At 69.8% G+C, this 17619-nt stretch carries 16 protein-coding genes; 5 read left to right on the top strand and 11 right to left on the bottom strand.

Annotation, left to right across the window (positions count from 1 at the left end; all coding sequences use genetic code 11):
• Position 1: 1 nt before the first annotated feature.
• The 5 genes from hemA to OXC99_00615 form a co-directional block, all read right to left on the bottom strand.
• Complete coding sequence (gene hemA, locus OXC99_00595) at positions 2–1351, bottom strand: glutamyl-tRNA reductase (protein ID MCY4623497.1); 1350 nt, start codon at positions 1349–1351, stop codon at positions 2–4.
• A complete protein-coding gene (locus tag OXC99_00600) occupies positions 1318–1992 on the bottom strand; it encodes a bifunctional precorrin-2 dehydrogenase/sirohydrochlorin ferrochelatase (protein MCY4623498.1) in 675 nt (224 codons plus the stop codon). The genes hemA and OXC99_00600 overlap by 34 nt, the downstream gene beginning before the upstream one ends.
• 29 nt (positions 1993–2021) lie before the next feature.
• A complete protein-coding gene (locus OXC99_00605) occupies positions 2022–3053 on the bottom strand; it encodes an AsnC family transcriptional regulator (GenBank protein MCY4623499.1) in 1032 nt (343 codons plus the stop codon).
• Positions 3031–3699 carry a helix-turn-helix domain-containing protein gene (locus tag OXC99_00610; GenBank protein MCY4623500.1) on the bottom strand — a complete coding sequence of 223 codons (669 nt, stop codon included), beginning with the start codon at positions 3697–3699 and terminating at the stop codon, positions 3031–3033. The genes OXC99_00605 and OXC99_00610 overlap by 23 nt, the downstream gene beginning before the upstream one ends.
• A 173-nt stretch (positions 3700–3872) precedes the next feature.
• Positions 3873–5285 (bottom strand): CoA transferase, encoded by a 1413-nt coding sequence (locus OXC99_00615; GenBank protein ID MCY4623501.1) that lies wholly within the window; start codon positions 5283–5285, stop codon positions 3873–3875.
• A gap of 166 nt (positions 5286–5451) precedes the next feature.
• Here OXC99_00615 and OXC99_00620 point away from each other — a divergent pair, with 166 nt between their 5' ends.
• From OXC99_00620 to OXC99_00640, 5 genes are all read left to right on the top strand, one after another.
• The gene (locus OXC99_00620; protein MCY4623502.1) at positions 5452–6156 is read left to right on the top strand and encodes a protein-L-isoaspartate(D-aspartate) O-methyltransferase; all 705 of its coding nucleotides are present in this window, start codon (positions 5452–5454) and stop codon (positions 6154–6156) included.
• A 585-nt stretch (positions 6157–6741) separates the two neighbouring features.
• Positions 6742–7671 carry an ornithine carbamoyltransferase gene (argF, locus tag OXC99_00625; protein ID MCY4623503.1) on the top strand — a complete coding sequence of 310 codons (930 nt, stop codon included), beginning with the start codon at positions 6742–6744 and terminating at the stop codon, positions 7669–7671.
• A complete protein-coding gene (gene der / locus OXC99_00630; GenBank protein ID MCY4623504.1) occupies positions 7664–9031 on the top strand; it encodes a ribosome biogenesis GTPase Der in 1368 nt (455 codons plus the stop codon). The genes argF and der overlap by 8 nt, the downstream gene beginning before the upstream one ends.
• Positions 9028–9693 (top strand): glycerol-3-phosphate 1-O-acyltransferase PlsY, encoded by a 666-nt coding sequence (gene plsY / locus OXC99_00635; protein MCY4623505.1) that lies wholly within the window; start codon positions 9028–9030, stop codon positions 9691–9693. The genes der and plsY overlap by 4 nt, the downstream gene beginning before the upstream one ends.
• Positions 9694–9695: 2 nt before the next feature.
• On the top strand, positions 9696–10712 hold the full coding sequence (locus OXC99_00640) for an NAD(P)-dependent glycerol-3-phosphate dehydrogenase (protein ID MCY4623506.1): 1017 nt from the start codon (positions 9696–9698) through the stop codon (positions 10710–10712).
• Here the strand turns inward: OXC99_00640 and prmA are convergent.
• From prmA to OXC99_00670, 6 genes are all read right to left on the bottom strand, one after another.
• Complete coding sequence (prmA, locus tag OXC99_00645; protein ID MCY4623507.1) at positions 10709–11605, bottom strand: 50S ribosomal protein L11 methyltransferase; 897 nt, start codon at positions 11603–11605, stop codon at positions 10709–10711. The two genes, OXC99_00640 and prmA, sit on opposite strands and share 4 nt — an antisense overlap.
• Positions 11606–11701: 96 nt before the next feature.
• A complete protein-coding gene (gene dnaJ, locus OXC99_00650; protein MCY4623508.1) occupies positions 11702–12850 on the bottom strand; it encodes a molecular chaperone DnaJ in 1149 nt (382 codons plus the stop codon).
• Positions 12851–13278: 428 nt separating this feature from the next.
• A complete protein-coding gene (locus OXC99_00655; protein MCY4623509.1) occupies positions 13279–13965 on the bottom strand; it encodes a nucleotide exchange factor GrpE in 687 nt (228 codons plus the stop codon).
• Positions 13966–13972: 7 nt separating this feature from the next.
• A complete protein-coding gene (gene hrcA / locus OXC99_00660; protein ID MCY4623510.1) occupies positions 13973–15004 on the bottom strand; it encodes a heat-inducible transcriptional repressor HrcA in 1032 nt (343 codons plus the stop codon).
• Positions 15005–15168: 164 nt separating this feature from the next.
• Positions 15169–16293: a hypothetical protein gene (locus tag OXC99_00665; protein MCY4623511.1), complete on the bottom strand. Its 1125-nt coding sequence runs from the start codon at positions 16291–16293 to the stop codon at positions 15169–15171.
• Between the two features lie 200 nt (positions 16294–16493).
• Complete coding sequence (locus tag OXC99_00670) at positions 16494–17333, bottom strand: hypothetical protein (GenBank protein ID MCY4623512.1); 840 nt, start codon at positions 17331–17333, stop codon at positions 16494–16496.
• Positions 17334–17619: the final 286 nt, after the last annotated feature.

A 17619-nucleotide genomic window follows, 5' to 3' on the forward strand; every position in this document is an offset into this window, starting at 1 on the left:
GCTAGACCCGCTCTGCGGGGGCCCCGCTCGGGTCTTCCTCCCCGCCGGCGTCGACTGAAAAGTCGTCAGCCGGGGCCTCGTCCAGCCGGAAAAGCCACCGCAGCGTCTGGATGTCCTCCGGCCGGCCCTCGGCCTTCACCCGCGTCACCGGGTGGTGCAGCAGCTTGTTCACCAGCGCCCGGCTCAGCGCCGCCACCGTCTCCTGGTCCGCCTCCGCCAAATGCGACAGCCGCCGCAGCGCCCGCTCCAGCTCCTGCTCCCGCAGCGTCTCCGCCTGCTCCCGCAGATCGACCAGCGTTGGCACCACCCGCAGCGAGTCCCACCACTCGTGGAACCGCGTCACCTCTTCCTCGACGATGGCCTCCACCCGCGCGGCCTCCTGCTGCCGCCGTTGCCGGTTCGTCTCCGCCACCCGGTCGAGGTCGCTCATGTCCGCCAGCGTCACCCCCGCAACGTCCCGCACCGCCGGGTCGATGTCCCTCGGCAGAGCGGCGTCCAGCAGCAGCAGCGGCTTGCCTCCGCGGCCCGCCGCCGCGCCCGACACGTCCGCGCCCGTCACCACGTAGTCCGGCGACCCCGTGGCAGAGATGACGACGTCGTACTCGCGCAGCGCCCCCTGCAGCCCGTCCAGCGGCAGCACGTCCGCGCCGCCCAGCTCCTCCGCGAGCTCCGATGCGCGCACCTCCGTCCGGTTCATCACCGTCAGCCGCGAGATCCCCGCGTTCTGCAGCGCCTGCGCCGCCAGCCGCCCGGCCTCGCCCGCGCCGACGACGAGCCCGTGCGCGCCGTCCAGCTGCCCCAGCGTCCGCCGCGCCAGCTCCACGAACGCGTAGCTCACCGACTGCGCGTTCCGACCGATGTCCGTGTCCCGCCGCGCCCGCTTGCCCACGCGCAATGCCTGGTGGAACGCATGCGTCATCGGCGAGTGCGCCGTCTTCGCCGCAACCGCCGCCCCAAACGCCTCGCGCACCTGCCCCAGCACCTCGGACTCGCCCAAAATCATCGAGTCTAGGCTGCACGTCACCCGGAACAGGTGCCGCGCCGCCGCGTCGTGGTGGTAGCCGTACACGTACGGCTCCACGCCCTCGTACCCAACGCCGTAAGCCTCGAACACCCCTGCCGCGGCTTCCCGCGCGTCCTCCAGGTCCTCCGCCAGCGTGTAGAACTCTGTCCGGTTGCACGTGTGCAGCACGACGCCCTGCCCGGCCCGCTCGGCGAGCATCCGGTTCGCCCCAGCCAGGTCGTGCCCCACGACGGCCAGCTGCTCCAGCGCCTCCAGCGGCGCCGTCCGGTGGTTGACGCCCACGACGGCCAGCTTCACGACGCCACCGCCTTGACCCAGTGCGGCCACGATTCGAGCAGCTCCGTCAGCCGCGCCTCCGCGCGCTCACGCTCGCCGTCTTGGTACAAGTCCAGCACCTCCGCGTTCAGCGACGCCTGCCATCCCTCCGGGTCCACCGTGACCGAGCGTCCCCGCAGGTCCGCCCGCACGCGCCCGACCATCTCCGCCAAGTCCGCGTACGCCAGCGCGTCGTTCGCCTCCAGCGATTCCCGCAGCTTCCGCGCCAGCGCCGGCGCCAGCCCGCCCGTCGACATCGCCAGCGTCACCGGCCCCCGCCGCACGATGCTCGGCGCGATGAACGTGCACAGGTGCGTCACGTCCACGACGTTCAGCGGTACGTTCCGCTCCGTCGCCTCCCGCGACACCCCCTCGTTCACGTCCGAGTCGTCCGTCGCCGCAATCGAGATGAACGCCCCCGCCAGGTCCCCCGCCGCGTACGTGCGTTCGTACAGCGTCACGACACCAGCATCGGCCAGCGCGCGCACGCGCTCGGTGCTCTCCGGCGCCACGACGGTCACCTCCGCCCCCGCGTCCAGCAGCCCCTCCACCTTGCGCTCCGCGATCGTCCCCCCGCCTATGACGACGCATCGCCGCCCCTCGACGGTGAGGAACACCGGGTAGTGCTTGTGCGTAGCCGTCCGTTGCGCCATGCGAAAAATTCTCCGGTTGCCTCGCGCCCCTACACGAAGTAGCGGACGCGCGTCTTTTTGTACTCGCGCGTGCTGTACAGCAGGATGTAGTCGTCGACGCCCGTCTCCTTGGCCAGCTCCTTCGCCACGTCCTCGCACCGGCTCCGGCTCGTCGCGTGGATCATCGCGAAGTGGCTGTACGGCCAGTCCGGGAACACCGGCCGCTCGTAGCAGTGGCTCACCCACCGAGAGTTCGCCAGCGCCTGCCCGACCTGCAGCTTCCGTTCCTCCGGCACCCGCCATACGCTCATCGCGTTCGAGCGGAACCCCGCCTTCCGGTGGTGCAGCACCGCGCTGTACCGCCGCATGACGCCCCGCTCCTGGAAGCCGCGCATGATTGCGAACATCCCCTCGGGCGTCAGCCCCAGCCGCTCGGCCATCGCGTCGAACGGCCGCACGTCCAGCGACAGGTCCTCCTGCACCTCGCGCACCACGTCGATCTCGTAGTCCGTCAGCTGCTCCACCTTGTTCCAGCTCTCGTTGTCCGGGCGGTAGTCAGCGGCGTTCCCCTCCTCGTTCACCATGTCGAAGTTCACGCCGATCTTGTAGAACCGTAGCGTCGGCAGCAGCCGCCACGATTCGACGTGCGTCTCCTCCGCCATCCGCGCCGCCGTCTCCTCCAGGCTCTCGTACGGCGGCACCGCCAGCGTGAACCACAGGTTGTACTCGTGCCCCACCCGCGCGTAGTTGTGGCTCACGCCCGGGTGCTTGTTGATCGCCAGCGCGCCCTTGTGCAGCAGTTCCTCCGGGTACCTGAACGCGATCAGCGACGTCTTGTACCCCAGCCGCCGCGTGTCGAAGATGCCGCTGATCTGCCGCACCACGTTCTCCCGCCGCAGCCGCCGGATCCGCTCGATGACGTCGTCCTCCTCCAGCCCCAGTTCCCGTCCGATGGCCAGGTACGGCCGCTCGTCCATCGGGAACTCCGTCTGGATGACGTTCAGCACCTGCCGGTCGAGCAGGTCCATCTCCGCCGCGCGGCCCTCCGACGCCGTGGTGTTAGGCGCCTGCCTTGTTGCCATTCCGGCTCCTTTCGTACGCGTCGACCATGGCGATCATGATCACGTCGGCAATCGTTTCAACGTGGTGCCACGCCTGCGCCAGCGTGTCGGCGTCCGACGACCCCCGCCGCGCCATCGAGCGCACCGATTCCGTCAGCGGCGTCCGGAAGAACACGAAGGCCTCCATCAGCTCCCGAAGGCTCAGCCCCCGCTGCGTCAGCGCCTCGCCGTACTCCTCGCCGATCACCCGCACCTCGTCCAGCGCCTGCGCCGACGGCCGCTTTCGCTCCATCAGGCTCTCTGTCACGTCCAGCAGCCGCCGCCCGAAGAGCCGCAGCCGCCCTCGCGTGGCCTCGTCCATCTCCTCGTACCACGGGAAGCTCACCAGCCGGTCGCCGTGCAGCAGCCGCCGGATCCGCCGCGTCGTCACCGACGTGATCGTCTGCGACGGCATCACCCGGCCCGACGGCGACTCCGCCGCGCGCTGCATCGCCGCCAGCAGGTCCTCCCGCAAAAACCGGCGGTGCCCGCCCGGCGTCCGGAACGCGCGGATGACCCCGTTGTCGGCCCACATCCGCAGCGTCGTCTCGTTCACGCCCAGCATCCGGCAGGCCTCCCCCAGGGAAACCCACCGCCCGCTCGACTGCCGCCGTTCCGTCTGCTGCATCCCGCCCCACAAAAATCTAGGGAAATCTAAATAATCTCAAGGTTTGGCAAAACCAAACTAAGGTATCACGTACGCAAGTGACCGTCAACACAATCGGAAGGTCCCAAAGAAAAAACCCCTTCCCCCTTTGGGGGAAGGTTGGGATGGGGGAGTCTTGCGCCGCGGCGCACCCCCTACACCCCCCGCGCCGGCCACAACGCCGCGTGGTGCCCAAGCGGCACAGTCGGCCGCTCCCACCGCGCCGCCGTCTCCGACATCTGCACGACGGGCGCCAGGTGCCGCAGCCGACCCTGCGGCGTCTCGCTCTCCGTCGACCACCGCGCAATCTCGTCGTCTGAAAAATCCTCGGCAACGCCCGCCAGCTCCGACTCCGCCACCTGCCCGCGGTTCACCAGCCACCGCCCCGTCTGCGCCAGCGACGCCCGTACCAGCCAGCTCCCGCCCTCCGTCGCGCGCCGGTGCAGCGCCACCATCGTCCCGAACGCCATCAGGTACCCCGTCAGGTAGTCGATCGCCGACACCGGGTAGAACTGCGGCCCCGGCTCCGCGCCCGGGAACAGCTCCCCCTGCCGGTCCGTGATGCCGCTCACCGTCTGTATCACCGTGTCGAACCCCCGCCGCCCTGCCCACGGCCCCACGCGCCCAAACGCCGACAGCGACACGTACACCAGCCCCGGTCGAATCGCCGTCAGCTCCTCCGGAGAGAGCCCTCGCTCCGCCAGCGTCCCCGGCCGGTACCCCTGCGAGAACACGTCCGCCTCGCGCACCAACCCCTGCAGCGTCTCCCTGTCCCGAGCCTCCCGCAGGTCAAGGTGCGCCGACAGCTTGCCGTGCCCCGTGTCCATCTCCTGCCCCGGATGGCTTGGCAGGTGCGCGCCCGTGATCCGAAGCACGTCCGCCCCCTGCTCCGCCAGCGTCTGCGCGCAGCTCGGCCCCGCCAGCACCCGCGTCAGGTCCAACGCCCGAATGCCCGATAGCGGCCGCGATCCCTCCGGCAGCGGCTCCGGCGGGCTGTCCCCTATCTTGTCGATCTCGATCAGCGGCAGCGTCGCCACCGCCGCCGACTGCGGGTGCTCGGCCCACTCCGCCATCGACCGCACCATGCCGCCCGCGCCCTTCGCCGCGATGATCGCCTCCTCCAACTCCAGCCCCTTCCACGTCGCGACGGCCCGCTTTATCGCGTCCCGGTCCTCCTCGACCCCCAGCACGCCCAGCGCCGCCTCGCGGTGGTTGACGAAGTTGCAGTGCAGGTAGCTCCACCGCCCGTCCGCCGTCGGGAATACGCCGGACGCCGGCGCCCGCTCGCCCGGCACCCGCGCCCCGTCCAGCAGCATGTACCGGCTGCTCCGCAACGACGCCGTCGCATGCCGCGCGTCCACTCCCACACCCTGCCGCCGCCCCGTCCGCAGCTCCCACAACGCCGACGCCGCCAGCCCCACCGCGCCCACCGCCGCCGCCGATGTCTCCCCGATGCGGAACGGCGTCGGCAGGGCCGGGTCCGTCCCGCCGGAGAACTCCACCCCGGCGGCCAACCCGGAGCTCCACCCCACGCTCATGAGAATGCCGGACAGCGTGTCGTACGACATAGGACGCGCTCCTGTAGTCCTTGGATGGCTCGGATTATATGCGGACGCCATACGCGGCGCCATTGCCCGCACGAGGGGTATAGCCTCCGGTAGTACAATGCCCTCATCACCCCAGCGGGCCAACGACTGACCGGCGCCGACCCGGCCCGGGGTGTGGGAGGCCTCGGTGCAAGGCCCATTCTGGTGGAGGACACCGCTGAAGCTCCCCGGCCGCAGCATGCGGCAGGACCGCGAGCGCCTGCTGAAGCGCCTCGGCGGCCGCTACTCCGCCCGCGTCGTCGACGCCATCGCCCGCACTCCTCGCGAGGACATGGTCCCCCCGGAGCACAAGAAACTCGCCTACCGCGACGGCCCCCTGTACATCGGCCACGGCCAGACCATCTCCCAGCCCACCATGGTCGCCATCATGACCCAGGCCCTCGACCCCCAGCCGTGGGAGCGCGTCCTGGAGGTAGGCGCCGGCAGCGGCTACCAGGCCGTCGTCCTCGCACAGCTCGCCGCCCGCGTCGTCTCCGTCGAGCGCGTACCCGAGCTCGCCCACCGCACCGCCGCCCTCCTGCAGTCACTCGGCTACGACGACTGCGTCAGCGTCCGCCAGTCCGGCGACGCCCTCGGCTGCCCCGACGAGGCCCCCTTCGACGCCATCATGGTCTCCGCCGCCGCCCCGACCCCCCCGCTCGCCCTCCTCGACCAGCTCACCCCGCGCGGCCGCCTCCTCGTCCCCGTCGGCCCCCGCAAGGAGCAGCGCCTCCTCCTTCTGACCCGCACCGAGGCCGGCCACACCACCCGCGACTTCGGCGGCTGCCGCTTCGTCCCCCTGATAGGCCCCGGCGCCTACCCCCCCAACGACCCAGAATGGCAAGACCGCTGACAATCCCAATCGCCAACCGTAATTCTTTCACCTCTGATTTATCCAACCAATTGCGCAGCAAAGAGATCCCTTCCCCCTCGGGGGGGGGGAAGGTTAGAGCCTGCCCCGCACTCGATACGGGATGGGGGAGCTCTCTCACCTTACTCCCAGCACCCCCATTCACTCCTGCCCCACCCTACCTGTCGTTCCTGCGAAGGCAGGAACCCCGACATACCCATCCCCCTCCGCGCCCGTCCCCTTCCGTCTCCCTCGCCCACCCGCTACCGTCATTCCCGCGAAGCTTGCCCCGTACCCCGATACGGGGGCGGGAATCCAGAATCCCCGCGTCCAACCACATCCGCCAAACCCTCCCACCTCACCGTCACTCCTGCGCAGGCAGGAATCCAGAGGGGCGGAAAGGCAGGGCACCCTCACCAAAGACAACCCTCGCCTTCCCCCTCCCAATTCGCCTCCATACCGGCGGAGGCCGGTATCCAGGTGCGGCGACGCGGGGCGTCCCCTCCTCCAACCCACTCCCCACCCCCGCCACCCCGCACCGGCATCCAACATGGCGCACACCAATCCCCGTGCTATACTGTCATAGCTATGTCAAGCTTGACCCTGCAATCGAAACACCTGCTTTCCGTGGCCGACCTGTCGCCGGCCGAGATCTGCGCCCTCGTGGAGCGCGCCCGCGACATCAAGCGCACCCCCGACGCGGCAAGACCCCTGCAGGGCAAGACGGTCGCCCTCCTCTTCGAAAAGCCGTCCCTCCGCACCCGCGTCAGCTTCGAGGTCGGCACGGCCAACCTCGGCGGCAACTGCCTCTACCTCAGCCCGGCCGAGGTCGGCATCGGCGGCCGCGAGGCCGTCAGCGACGTCGCCCAGGTCCTCTCCCGCTACGTCGATTGCATCGTCTACCGCTGCTACTCTCACGCGATGCTTGCGGAGCTCGCCCACTACGCCACCGTCCCCGTCATCAACGCCCTCTCCGACGACGAGCACCCCTGCCAGACCCTCGCGGACCTGACAACGGTCCTCGAGCAGCGCGGCTCGTTGCCCGGCACGACCCTCGCCTACATCGGCGATGGCAACAACGTCGCCCGCAGCCTCGGTCTCGGCTGCGCCGCTGTCGGCATGCACTACCGCATCGCTTCCCCCGAGGGCTACGGCCTCTCGCCCGACGATGAGCGCGCCATCGAGGCCCTCGCCGCCGCCAACGGTGGCAGCGCCACCTTCCTCCGTGACCCCCGCGAGGCCGTCGCGGGCGCAAACGTCGTCTACACCGACGTATGGGCCAGCATGGGCCAGGAGGACGAGGCCGCCGTCCGCAAGGAGGTCTTCCTCGGCTACCAGGTCAACCCTGAGCTCATGGCTCTCGCCGCCCCGGACGCCGTCTTCATGCACGACCTGCCCGCCCACTACGGCGAGGAGGTCCCCCACGGCTTCTTGGACGGCCCCCAGTCCGTCGTGTTCGACCAGGCGGAGAACCGCCTGCACGCGCAGCAGGCCCTGTTGGAGGCCCTTCTTGGCTAGGGCGGCATCGCCAGAGGAAGCGAATATCGGCCAGGACGCGGGCGTAATGCCCGTGGTCGCCATCGTCGGCCGCCCAAACGTCGGCAAGTCCACCCTCTTCAACCGCCTGACCGGCCAGCGCCGCGCCGTCGTCGCAGATGAGGCCGGCACCACCCGCGATCGCGTCATCACTCCCATGGAGGGCCCCAACCGCAACTTCTTCCTCGTCGACACCGGCGGCATCGACCTCGGCGCGGGCGGCCCCATCGGCTCCAAGGTCTCCCGCCAGGTCCGCGCCGCCCTCGAGGACGCCGACGTCATCGTCTTCCTGACCGACGCCGTCGACGGCCTCCAGCCCGCCGACACGGAGATCGCCGACTCCCTCCGCCGCCTCAACGTCCCCATCGTCACCGCCGTCAACAAGAGCGAGGGCACCCGCCGCCGCTTCAACGTCGCCGAGTTCTACGCCCTCGGCCTCAACGACCCCATCGCCATCAGCGCCATCAAGGGCGAGGGCATGGCCGACCTCCTCGACGCCGTCGAGGACGAACTGCCCCCCGGCGCCGAGGCTGAGCTCGACGAGGGCTTCCTCCGCCTCGCCATCGTCGGCCGCCCCAACGTCGGCAAGTCCAGCATCATGAACGCCATCACCGGCGAGGAGCGCGCCATCGTCGACGAGGCCCCCGGCACTACCCGCGACTCCCTCGACGCCTGGGTCAGCTACGACGGCAACCCCCTCCTCCTCATCGACACCGCCGGTATGCGCCGCCGCGGCCACATCGTTCCCGGCCCGGAGAAGTTCAGCGTCCTCCGCTCCCTCCAGTCCATAGAGCGCTGCAACGTCGCCGTCCTCGTCATGGACGCCACGGAGCTCGCCACGGCCCAGGACGTCCACGTCGCCGGCTACGTCCTCGAGTCCTACCACGCCATGCTCGTCGCCGTGAACAAGTGGGACCTCGCCCGCGAGCACGAGACGGAGGTCATCCAGGAGATTCGCAAGAAGCTCCACTGGGCCCCCTACGTGCCCATCCACTTCGTCTCCGCCCTCACCGGCGAGGGCCTCGACGGCCTCCTCACCACCGCGCAGGAGCTCTACCGCGAGCAGGCCACCGAGGTCGGCGCCGCCGAGCTCAACACCACCATCGTCGAGGCCATGGCCAAGCACCCCCCGCGCTCGCAGGGCCGCCGTCAGCTCCGCCTCTACCGCGGCGAGCAGAGCCAGGTGCACCCCCTCGGCTTCACCCTCTACGTCAACAACCCGGAGATCGTGCACTTCTCCTACCGCCGCTACCTGCTGAACACCATCCGCAGCGCCTTCTCCATCCGCCGCGTCCCCATCCGCCTCGACATCCGCAAGGGCGCCAGGAGGCGGTCGCAGTGAACGCGATAGTCGTCTTCGTGCTCGTCATCGCGGCATCCTACCTGCTGGGCGCCGTCCCGTGGGGCCTGCTCATCGGCCGATGGAGCCGCGGCGTCGACGTCCGGCAGACCGGCAGCGGCAACATCGGCAGCAGCAACGTCCTCCGCACCGCCGGCGCCAGGGCCGCCGTCCCGGCCCTCCTCCTCGACGTCGCCAAGGGCGCTGTCCCCGTCCTCGCCGCCCGCGCCATCGCCGACGCCGCCGGCTTCACCGATGCCCAGAGCGCCGGCCTGCAGGCGGGTGTCGCGTTGGCCGCTCTCGCCGGCCATAGCTGGTCCGTCTACCTCAAGTTCAGCGGCGGCAAGGGCGTCGCGACGGGCGTCGGCGGCCTCTTCGTCCTCTTCCCATGGGGCGGATTGACCGCATTGGTCCTTGGCCTCGTGCTCATGCGCCTGACCCGCTACATCTCCCTCGGCAGCGTCATCGGCGTCACCATCGGAGCGGGCTCGCTCGTCGTCTTCTGGCTCCGCGGCGACTTCCACTGGGCCTACGCCCTCCACGGCTTCGTCGGCTGGGCCATCATCATCGGCCGCCACCACGGCAACATCCGCCGCCTCTTCTCCGGCACCGAGGCCCGTCTCGGCGAATCCGCGGCCCCGCCGCAAGTGCAGCCGGAGGCGTAGCAATGACCCATGCGACGGTCGTGGGCACCACGAGCTGGGGTACGACCTTGGCCATCCTCCTCGCCCGCCGCGGCGCCCCCGTCCCCCTCCTCGCCCGCTCCGGCGACGAGGCCGGCATTCTCGCCCGCGATCGCGAGAATCATCGCCTGCTGCCCGGCGCGCTCTTCCCCGACTCTCTGTCCCCGTCCGCCGACGCCGGCGCCGCCCTGGACGGGGCTGACCTCGTCGTGCTCGGCATGCCGGCGCAGCGGCTGCGGGAGAACCTCTCCGCCCTGCGTGGCCATATCAACGACCAGACCGTACTTCTGAGCGCCATCAAGGGCCTCGAACACGACACCGGCTTGCCTATGACGCATGTGATTCAAGAGGAGCTGCCGGATGTCGCCGAGGGCCGCATCGCCGTCCTCTCCGGCCCTAATTTCGCTCGGGAAGTCGTCGAGGACAAGCCCTCCTCAACCGTCATCGCCTGCCAGGATCCCGCCGTCGCCGAGTGGGTTCAGGAGCTCTACAACTCCCCCACCTTCCGCGTCTACACAAACGATGACGTTGTGGGAGTGGAGCTTGGCGGCGCCCTCAAGAACGCCATCGCCATAGCCGCGGGCATCAGCGACGGCCTCGGCTACGGCGCCAACGCCAAGGCTGCCCTCGTCACACGGGGGTTGGCGGAGATCACCCGCTTGGGCGTGGCCTGTGGCGCCAAGCCCCTGACGCTCGCCGGCCTCTCCGGGCTCGGTGACATGGCCGCCACCTGCTTTAGCAACCTCAGCCGCAACCGCTATGTCGGCGAGCAGGTGGGGGAAGGGGTGCCGTTGGCGGAAGTGCTGGAAGGCATGGTGCATGTCGCGGAGGGCGTGGACACCATCGCCGCTGCGCTTCTTCTCGCCCAGCGGCACGGCATAGAGATGCCCATCACAGAGATGACGGCCCGCATCCTTTTCGACGGCGTTGGCCCGCGCGAGGCGACGTCATACCTGCTCAACCGCGCTCCCGGCCAGGAGTGGCCCACCGAGCTCAGCTAGCCGCGACGAAAGCACAGCGCCAGCCAGTCCTCCGTCTGCTGCGTCTCCAGCTCCTCGAACCCGGCGCCCAGGATCGCCTCCCGCACCTCGTCCCCCCGCTCCTCCAGCGCCCCGGACGCGATGAGCGTCCCGCCCGGCCTCAGCGTCTCGGCCAGAGCCCCCGCAAGCTCCACCAGCACCTTCGCCGAGATGTTCGCGACGGTCAGGTCCAGCCCCACCGCCTGCGGGTGCGGCAACGTTCCCCGTGCGATGCGCACCCGGCGCGACAGCCCCGCGGCCTTCAGGTTCCGCCGTGACGACCGGACAGCGTCCGCCTCCGTGTCCAGCGCCAGCGCCCACTCGGCGCCCAGCAGCAGCGCACCCTGCGCCAGCAGCCCGCTGCCCGTGCCCAGGTCCAGGATGCGCATCCCCGGCTCCACCCGCCGCTCCAGCTGCTCCAGGCACATGCGCGTCGTCGGGTGGTGCCCCGTCCCGAAGGCCAGCCCTGGGTCCAGCGTCAGCACAATGTCGCCTTCCAACGCCTCGTGCTCATGCCACGTTGGGCGCACCACCAGCCGCTTCCCTACGCGCAGGGGCTGGAAGTGCGCCTTCCACGCCTCTTCCCACTCGAAGGGCGACACCGTCCGCACCTTCAACGGCGACAACGGCTTGATCAGCCCCATGAGCTGCACTCCCGCCTGAATGCGCGCGACACGGTCGGCCGAGCGCCTGTCCTGCGGAAAATACGTCCGCACGAAGACCGGCCCTCCAACGGGCGGCGACTCTCCCTCGTCCGGGTTGACCCCGCCCGCCTCCTCCACCACAACCTGCCGGCGCCCGTAGCGCTGGAACAGCTCCACCAGCGGCTCCACCAGCTCGGGAGAGGCTTCCACGGAAAGCTCTAGCCAGTCCACGCGGCACGCTCCATACGGATAGCTTGCGGAAAATAGGGGAAGGCTTGTGGGAGAATCCGGTGACTCTGCAGGGTCAGAAGGACCGCCATTCAGCGACTAGGTGCTCTCGCCGGTGAGGACGTCCTTCAGCTTCCGGAACCACGACTTCACACCGTTGGACGCGTAGGCCTCTTCGTCCTCGTCCAGCGACTCAGACAGTTCCTCGAAGAGCTCCCGCGTGCGTGGGCCCATCTTCTGCGGCGTCATCACCGTCACCAGGCCGATGAGATCGCCAGGTCGGCCGTTGTGCAGGTTGGGCACGCCCTTGCCCCGCTTGCGAAGGATGGCCCCGGACTGCACCCCTGCGGGCACCTCAAATGTCTCCCGCTCGCCTTCCAGCATCGGGACCTCTATTGTCGTTCCAAGGGCAGCATGCGCCACGTTCAGGGGAAGATCAAAGACCAGGTTCTCCTTATCGCGGCGAAAGTACAGGTGGGGCTTCACCGACAGGCTCACGAAGACGTCGCCCGGCCTCCCGCCGTTGACGCCCGCGTCCCCTTCTCCCGCAAGCCGGACGCGCATGCCGTCCTCCACGCCCGCGGGCACGTTCACCATCACCTTGCGCGTCGACTTCTCCCGGCCCGTGCCTCTGCAGCCCGTGCACGGCGACAGGATCGTCTGTCCCAGCCCCCGGCATGCAGAGCATGCCACCACCTGCATAAACTGCCCAAACACGCTGCTCTGCGTCCTGCGCACCTGCCCGGAGCCGCCGCAGTTGGCGCACTGCTCCTTCTGCGTCCCGGGCTCAGCCAGGTCGCCGTGACACGTCCCGCAGATCTCCTGCCGTGTGATCTGCACCTCGCGCTCCACGCCCAGCGCCGCTTCCTCAAACGTGATGGTCATCGAATACTGCAGGTCCCGGCCCTTGGCCGACGTGTTGGCCTGGCCCCGGAACCCGCCGAAGAAAGCGTCAAAGATGTCACCCACGCCGCCCGGAAAGTCGAACCCGTCGAAACCGCGCCCCGGCCAGCCGCTGTTCGGGTCCACGTCCGCCCGCCCGAACCGGTCGTACATCCGCCGCTTCTCCGGGTCGATGAGCACTTGGTACGCCTCGTTGATCTCCTTGAAGCGCTCGGCGGCGTCCTTTGCCTTGTTCCTGTCCGGATGCCACTCCATGGCCAACCCACGGAACGCACGGCGGATCTGCTCCTCCGTCGCGTCCCGGGGCACACCTAGGAGATTGTAGTAGTCCTTCTGTGTTGCCATAGGCTCGTGCGGCTTCCTGTTCTCAAATACCAGGGCTGGCGCAAACACGCCGCTTCATTGTAACACGAGGCAAAGCTGCACAGGGACAATTATCGGCTGTCCACTACCCGTCGTCCCCACTACCTCCGCCCCCGCCAGCACACGCCGACCCACACAACCCAGCCTCCATCCCGGCGGAGGCCGGGATCCAGAGGGGCGCCGCGTGGGGCAACTCTGCCACGGCCCACCTCCGATACTCCACCCCCATTCGCGTCATTCTTGCGCAGGAAGAGCCTGCCCCCGCGAAAGCGGGGGAATCCAGTGGGGCGGGGAAGGGGCCAGCGTCGCGCCACAAGGATGGCGGAGAAGAGCGACCGGTCCTCATAGACGACATAGGAAGCCCAGAAGAAATGGGGACTTGCCGGAAGGACAGGTGGAGGGGGGAAAACCTAGTTGGCGGAATCCGTCTGCGGATCGGGGGTCTCACCCTCCCCGTCCCCCTCTGGGGCCGGAGGGGAGTCCGTGTCGCCTGCATCCTCGCCGCCTCCCTCCGCCACCACGCTCCCGTTGCCCACCGTCACAAGCGCCGGCCTCAGCAGCCTGCCGCCCACCGTGTACCCGCGCTGCACGACCTCCACCACGGCGCCCGCAACGCCGTCCACCTCGGTGACCGCCTGGTGCAGGTTCGGGTCAAAGGTCTGGCCCGCCTGCACCTCAAGCGCCTCGAGGCCGCGGGCCACCAGCATCGCCTCCAGCTTCTTGTACATCAGCCACACGCCTTCGATCCAGGTGAGCGATATCAGGTTCGCCGGCACGGTGTTGAACGCCCGCTCCAGGTCGTCCAGCACGCTCAGCGTCTGCTGCATCAGCGCCGCGGACGCCCACTGCGCCATCTCCTCCTGGTCGCGCTCCACCTGCCTGCGGAAGTTCTGCAGGTCGGCTTGCGCGCGCTGCCAGTTGGCCAAGTACCGCTGCGAACGCTCCTCCAGCTCCTGCACCCGCGCCGACAGCTCATCTGCGTCGCCCCCGGCCGCGTCGGCCGACTCGCCCGCTGGCGCCTGCTGCTCGTCCGGAGAATGGTTTGGGGCCTCCGGTGCGCCGCCCGTGGCCCCATGCTCTGGGTTCTGCTGTTCCATGCCGCTCCTAGGGCGCGATGCCCGCATCTTCCAGCATGCCGCTCATCAGCGAGGACACGTAGTGCACCCCCGCGATCGCGCGCTCGTAGTGCATGCGCATGGGCCCAACGATGCTCACCGTGCCGAACACCTGCCCCTCCACGCCGTAGCGCGTGATGACCAGGCTCATCGGCTTCAGCGCATCCTCCCGGTTCTCCTCGCCTATGACGATGCGCATCTCGCCCACGCCGGGCCGCTCGGTCAGCACCGCGCGCGCCAACCGCCGGTTCTCCAGCACCTCGATCAGGTCGCGCACCTGCGACGCCCCGCTGAACTCCGGCTGCTCCACCAGGTGCCGCAGCCCTTCGACGATGTAGTCCGCGAAGGCCGTGCTGTCCTCTTCCTCCAGGATGCGGAGCGTCGTGTCCAGCACGTCGCGCTCCAGCGCCGAGTCCGCAATTTCCCGCCCGCGCACGTCCCCGTACGAGAGCCCCCGCACGCGATGGTTCAGCCGGTTGGCCAGCGCCGTCAGCTCCTCCTCCGACACCGGCTCCGTCAGCGGCACCAGCTCCTTCCGCAGCCGCGCCTCCTGCAGCACCAGCACCTGCATCACCAGCAGCTCGTCGAGGTAGATGAGCTGCAGGTTGCGGATGCGCGTCTGCACCGTCCGCGGCATGCTCACCAGCGCCATGTTGTTCGCCAGCTGCGCCAGCAGCCGCGCCGACAGCCGCGCCCACACGTCCACGTCGCGCCCCGCGCCCGCGAGCTGCGTGCGAAGGTTGCGCTTGATCCCGCCCGGCAACTCCGGCGTCCCCGCCAGCGCCTCGACGTAGTAACGGTACCCCCGGTCCGTCGGCACGCCGCCGGCCGAGTGGTGCGGGCGGCTGATGTACCCCTCTTCCTCCAGCACCGCCATCTCATGCCGCACCGTCGCCGGGCTCACGTCCAGCCCAGAGTGCCGCGTCACCACCTCAGAGGGCACCGGCGCCGCGGTCCCCACATACTGCGAGAGGATGATGCGCAGGATCGTCTCCTGCCTTGTGGATAGGCGTTCCAGCATGCTTGTCACACGACTTTGCTATCTGAGCGGATAAAGCAACGTAGCATCGCCCGGCGCGCGGTGTCAAGGCGGCTCAGCGGGCCTTCCAGGCCGTCTGCAAACGAGAAAGGGGGGCGGCTTGCGCCGCCCCCCTCATATGCTTCGTCTTGCGTGTCGCTTCCGGGCTAGCCCACCACGGTCGCGCAGATGACGTAGACCTCCAGCGTCCAACTGCCGCTCTGCTCCGACGTCTCTGCCGCGCTCGCCGTCCAGCCCAGCGGCTTGTCGCCGGGCACGCCCGTCCGCGCCGACGCCGGCAGGCTCACGCCTGCGCTTGCGCCCGTGATGCTCGCGCCGCCCGCGACCGCGAACAGGTCGCTGCCCGCGTCCGCGCACATCGCCGAGGCGGACTTGTCGTCGCTCGTGGAATCCGAGCTGACCTTCACAAGGGTCAGGTTGCTGATGCCGGGTTCACCCTGGACGCCCTGCGGGCCGTGCGGGCCCCCAGCGCCCGTGAGGCCGGGAGCGCCGCGTTCGCCGGCCTCACCCTGCGGGCCGCGCTCGCCCTGCGGGCCCTGCGGGCCAATCGCTCCGGGCGGGCCCATGACGCCCTCGTCACCCTTGATGCCCTGCGGGCCGGTCGGGCCTTGCGTCCCGGTCTCGCCCTGCGGCCCCTGCGGGCCAACCTCGCCCTGCGGGCCGCGCTGCCCGGGCGGGCCCTGCTCGCCCTGCTCGCCCTGGATCCCCTGGGGGCCCTGGATCCCCTGCGCGCCGACCAGACCCTGCGGACCCGGAGCACCAATCAGGCCCTGCGGGCCGGTCGGGCCTTGCGGTCCTATCGGGCCTGGCGGACCGCCGGCCGGGCCTCTCGGACCCTCCGGGCCTGCGGGACCTATCGGGCCCTCGGGACCTATCGGGCCGCGCTCACCCTGGGGACCCTCCGGCCCGGGCGGGCCGCCCTCCGGGCCGCGCTCACCCACCGGGCCTTGCGGTCCCTCCGCGCCAGTCGCGCCCTGCGGCCCGCGATCGCCCTCCGCCCCCTGCGGACCCTGCGACCCCTGCGGGCCTGCCGGACCCCGAAGTCCAGGCGACCCAATCGGCCCCTGGGCTCCGTCCTGCCCCGCCGCTCCCGTCGGACCCTGCGGGCCCGTCGCCCCTTGCGGGCCCGCGACCCCTTGCGGGCCCGTCGGACCCTGATCGCCCGTGCACGCCGGGAGCAACAGGAGGCCCATCAGGAGGAGAAGTGGGATCCAAAGACTGCGCCGCCAGACGCTGGAAGACTTCAGGTGCTTCGTATCGACTACCCTCATGGTGAGCGTACCTTCCTTAAGGAGTTTTTCCGTTTGCAAGACTACTATAGCCGCCTACCTGTGTCAAGGAACCTGACAAGCAATTTTTGCCATCCCTGCAACATCTCCCGCGGCCCCAAACCTGCGCCCTCGCGCGCCCCCATCGACCGCGCCGCCAAACCCCCGCGACGCCCCCATCGACGCCCCGCGCCCGCGAGCCGCTAGCTCGCACGCCGACGCCGCGCCCACACCAGCCCCAGCAGCCCCAGCCCCGCCAGCAGCACGTACCCGTCCGCCCGCGACCCCTGCCCGCACGTCCCCGGCTCGTCCGGCTCCGGCGTCGGCGTCGCCTCCACCTCCGGTGTCGCCGTCGGCGTCGCCGTCACGATGATCGGCGGCAACGGCGTCGGCGTCGGCGCCGGCGTCGCCGTCGGCTCCGGCGTCGGCACAGCCGTCGCCGTCGGCACTGCCGTCGGCGATGGCGTCGGTGTCTCCGTCGCCACAGCCGTAGCCGTCGGCGATGGCACAGGCGTCGCCGGGACCGCCGTCGGCGTGGCCGTTGCCGCCGGTGTCGGCGTCGCTGTCGGATCCGGCGCCGGCGGCAGCGCCGGGAACGTCAGGTTGAACCCGTCCACGACGTTCGGTCCCGGAATGAACGTCGCCACCTCCGCCGCCGTCAGCCCCTCCGGCCCCAGGTGCGCCGTGATCGTGTTCTCCACCGCGATGATGTGGAAGCTGATGTTGCGGAAGTTGAACACCACGTTGGTGGGCCCGACGATGAGGTTCTGGTACTCGCCGTTCCTGGTGGCCCGCGGCCGCGACTCGTAGCCGTCGATGACGGGGCTGGGGCTCTCTATCCGCGCGACGACCATCAGCCCTTGTGGCGCGGCCTCTCCCCCGACCGTCACCGTGCCCGAGTACGTGACCGGGCCCGGCGGCGGCTGTCCTCCTATCTGGGCCTGGACGTCCCGCCCGCCAGCCAGCGCAAACGCCAGCAGCGCGGCAAAGACGGCAAACGTCAGGATGAGGGCAACCCTGGTGCGGTGTGCTGCAAGTAGCATGGTCTTCTCCCGTATCTGAAAGCTCACCAACAGTGAGCCATATTCGTGGCCTTCCCGGGTGGACGCCGCTCAAAACACAACGGCCCGGTCAGCCGACCTGTACAGGATTATCCCCGCTCACCGCGCATTGGTCAAGAGGCGGGAGTCGTCTACCCCTCATACCCCTTCTGCGTCATTCCTGCGAAGCATGCCCCGTACCCCGATACGGGGGCAGGAATCCAGGGCCCTCACCCCCAACCCCCATCGAAGCCCCTCAGCACCCCCACACCCCCTACCCCTCATACCG

Source organism: Chloroflexota bacterium, from assembly GCA_026713825.1.
In the GTDB taxonomy this organism is placed as follows: Bacteria; Chloroflexota; Dehalococcoidia; order Lucifugimonadales; family UBA1127; genus UBA1127.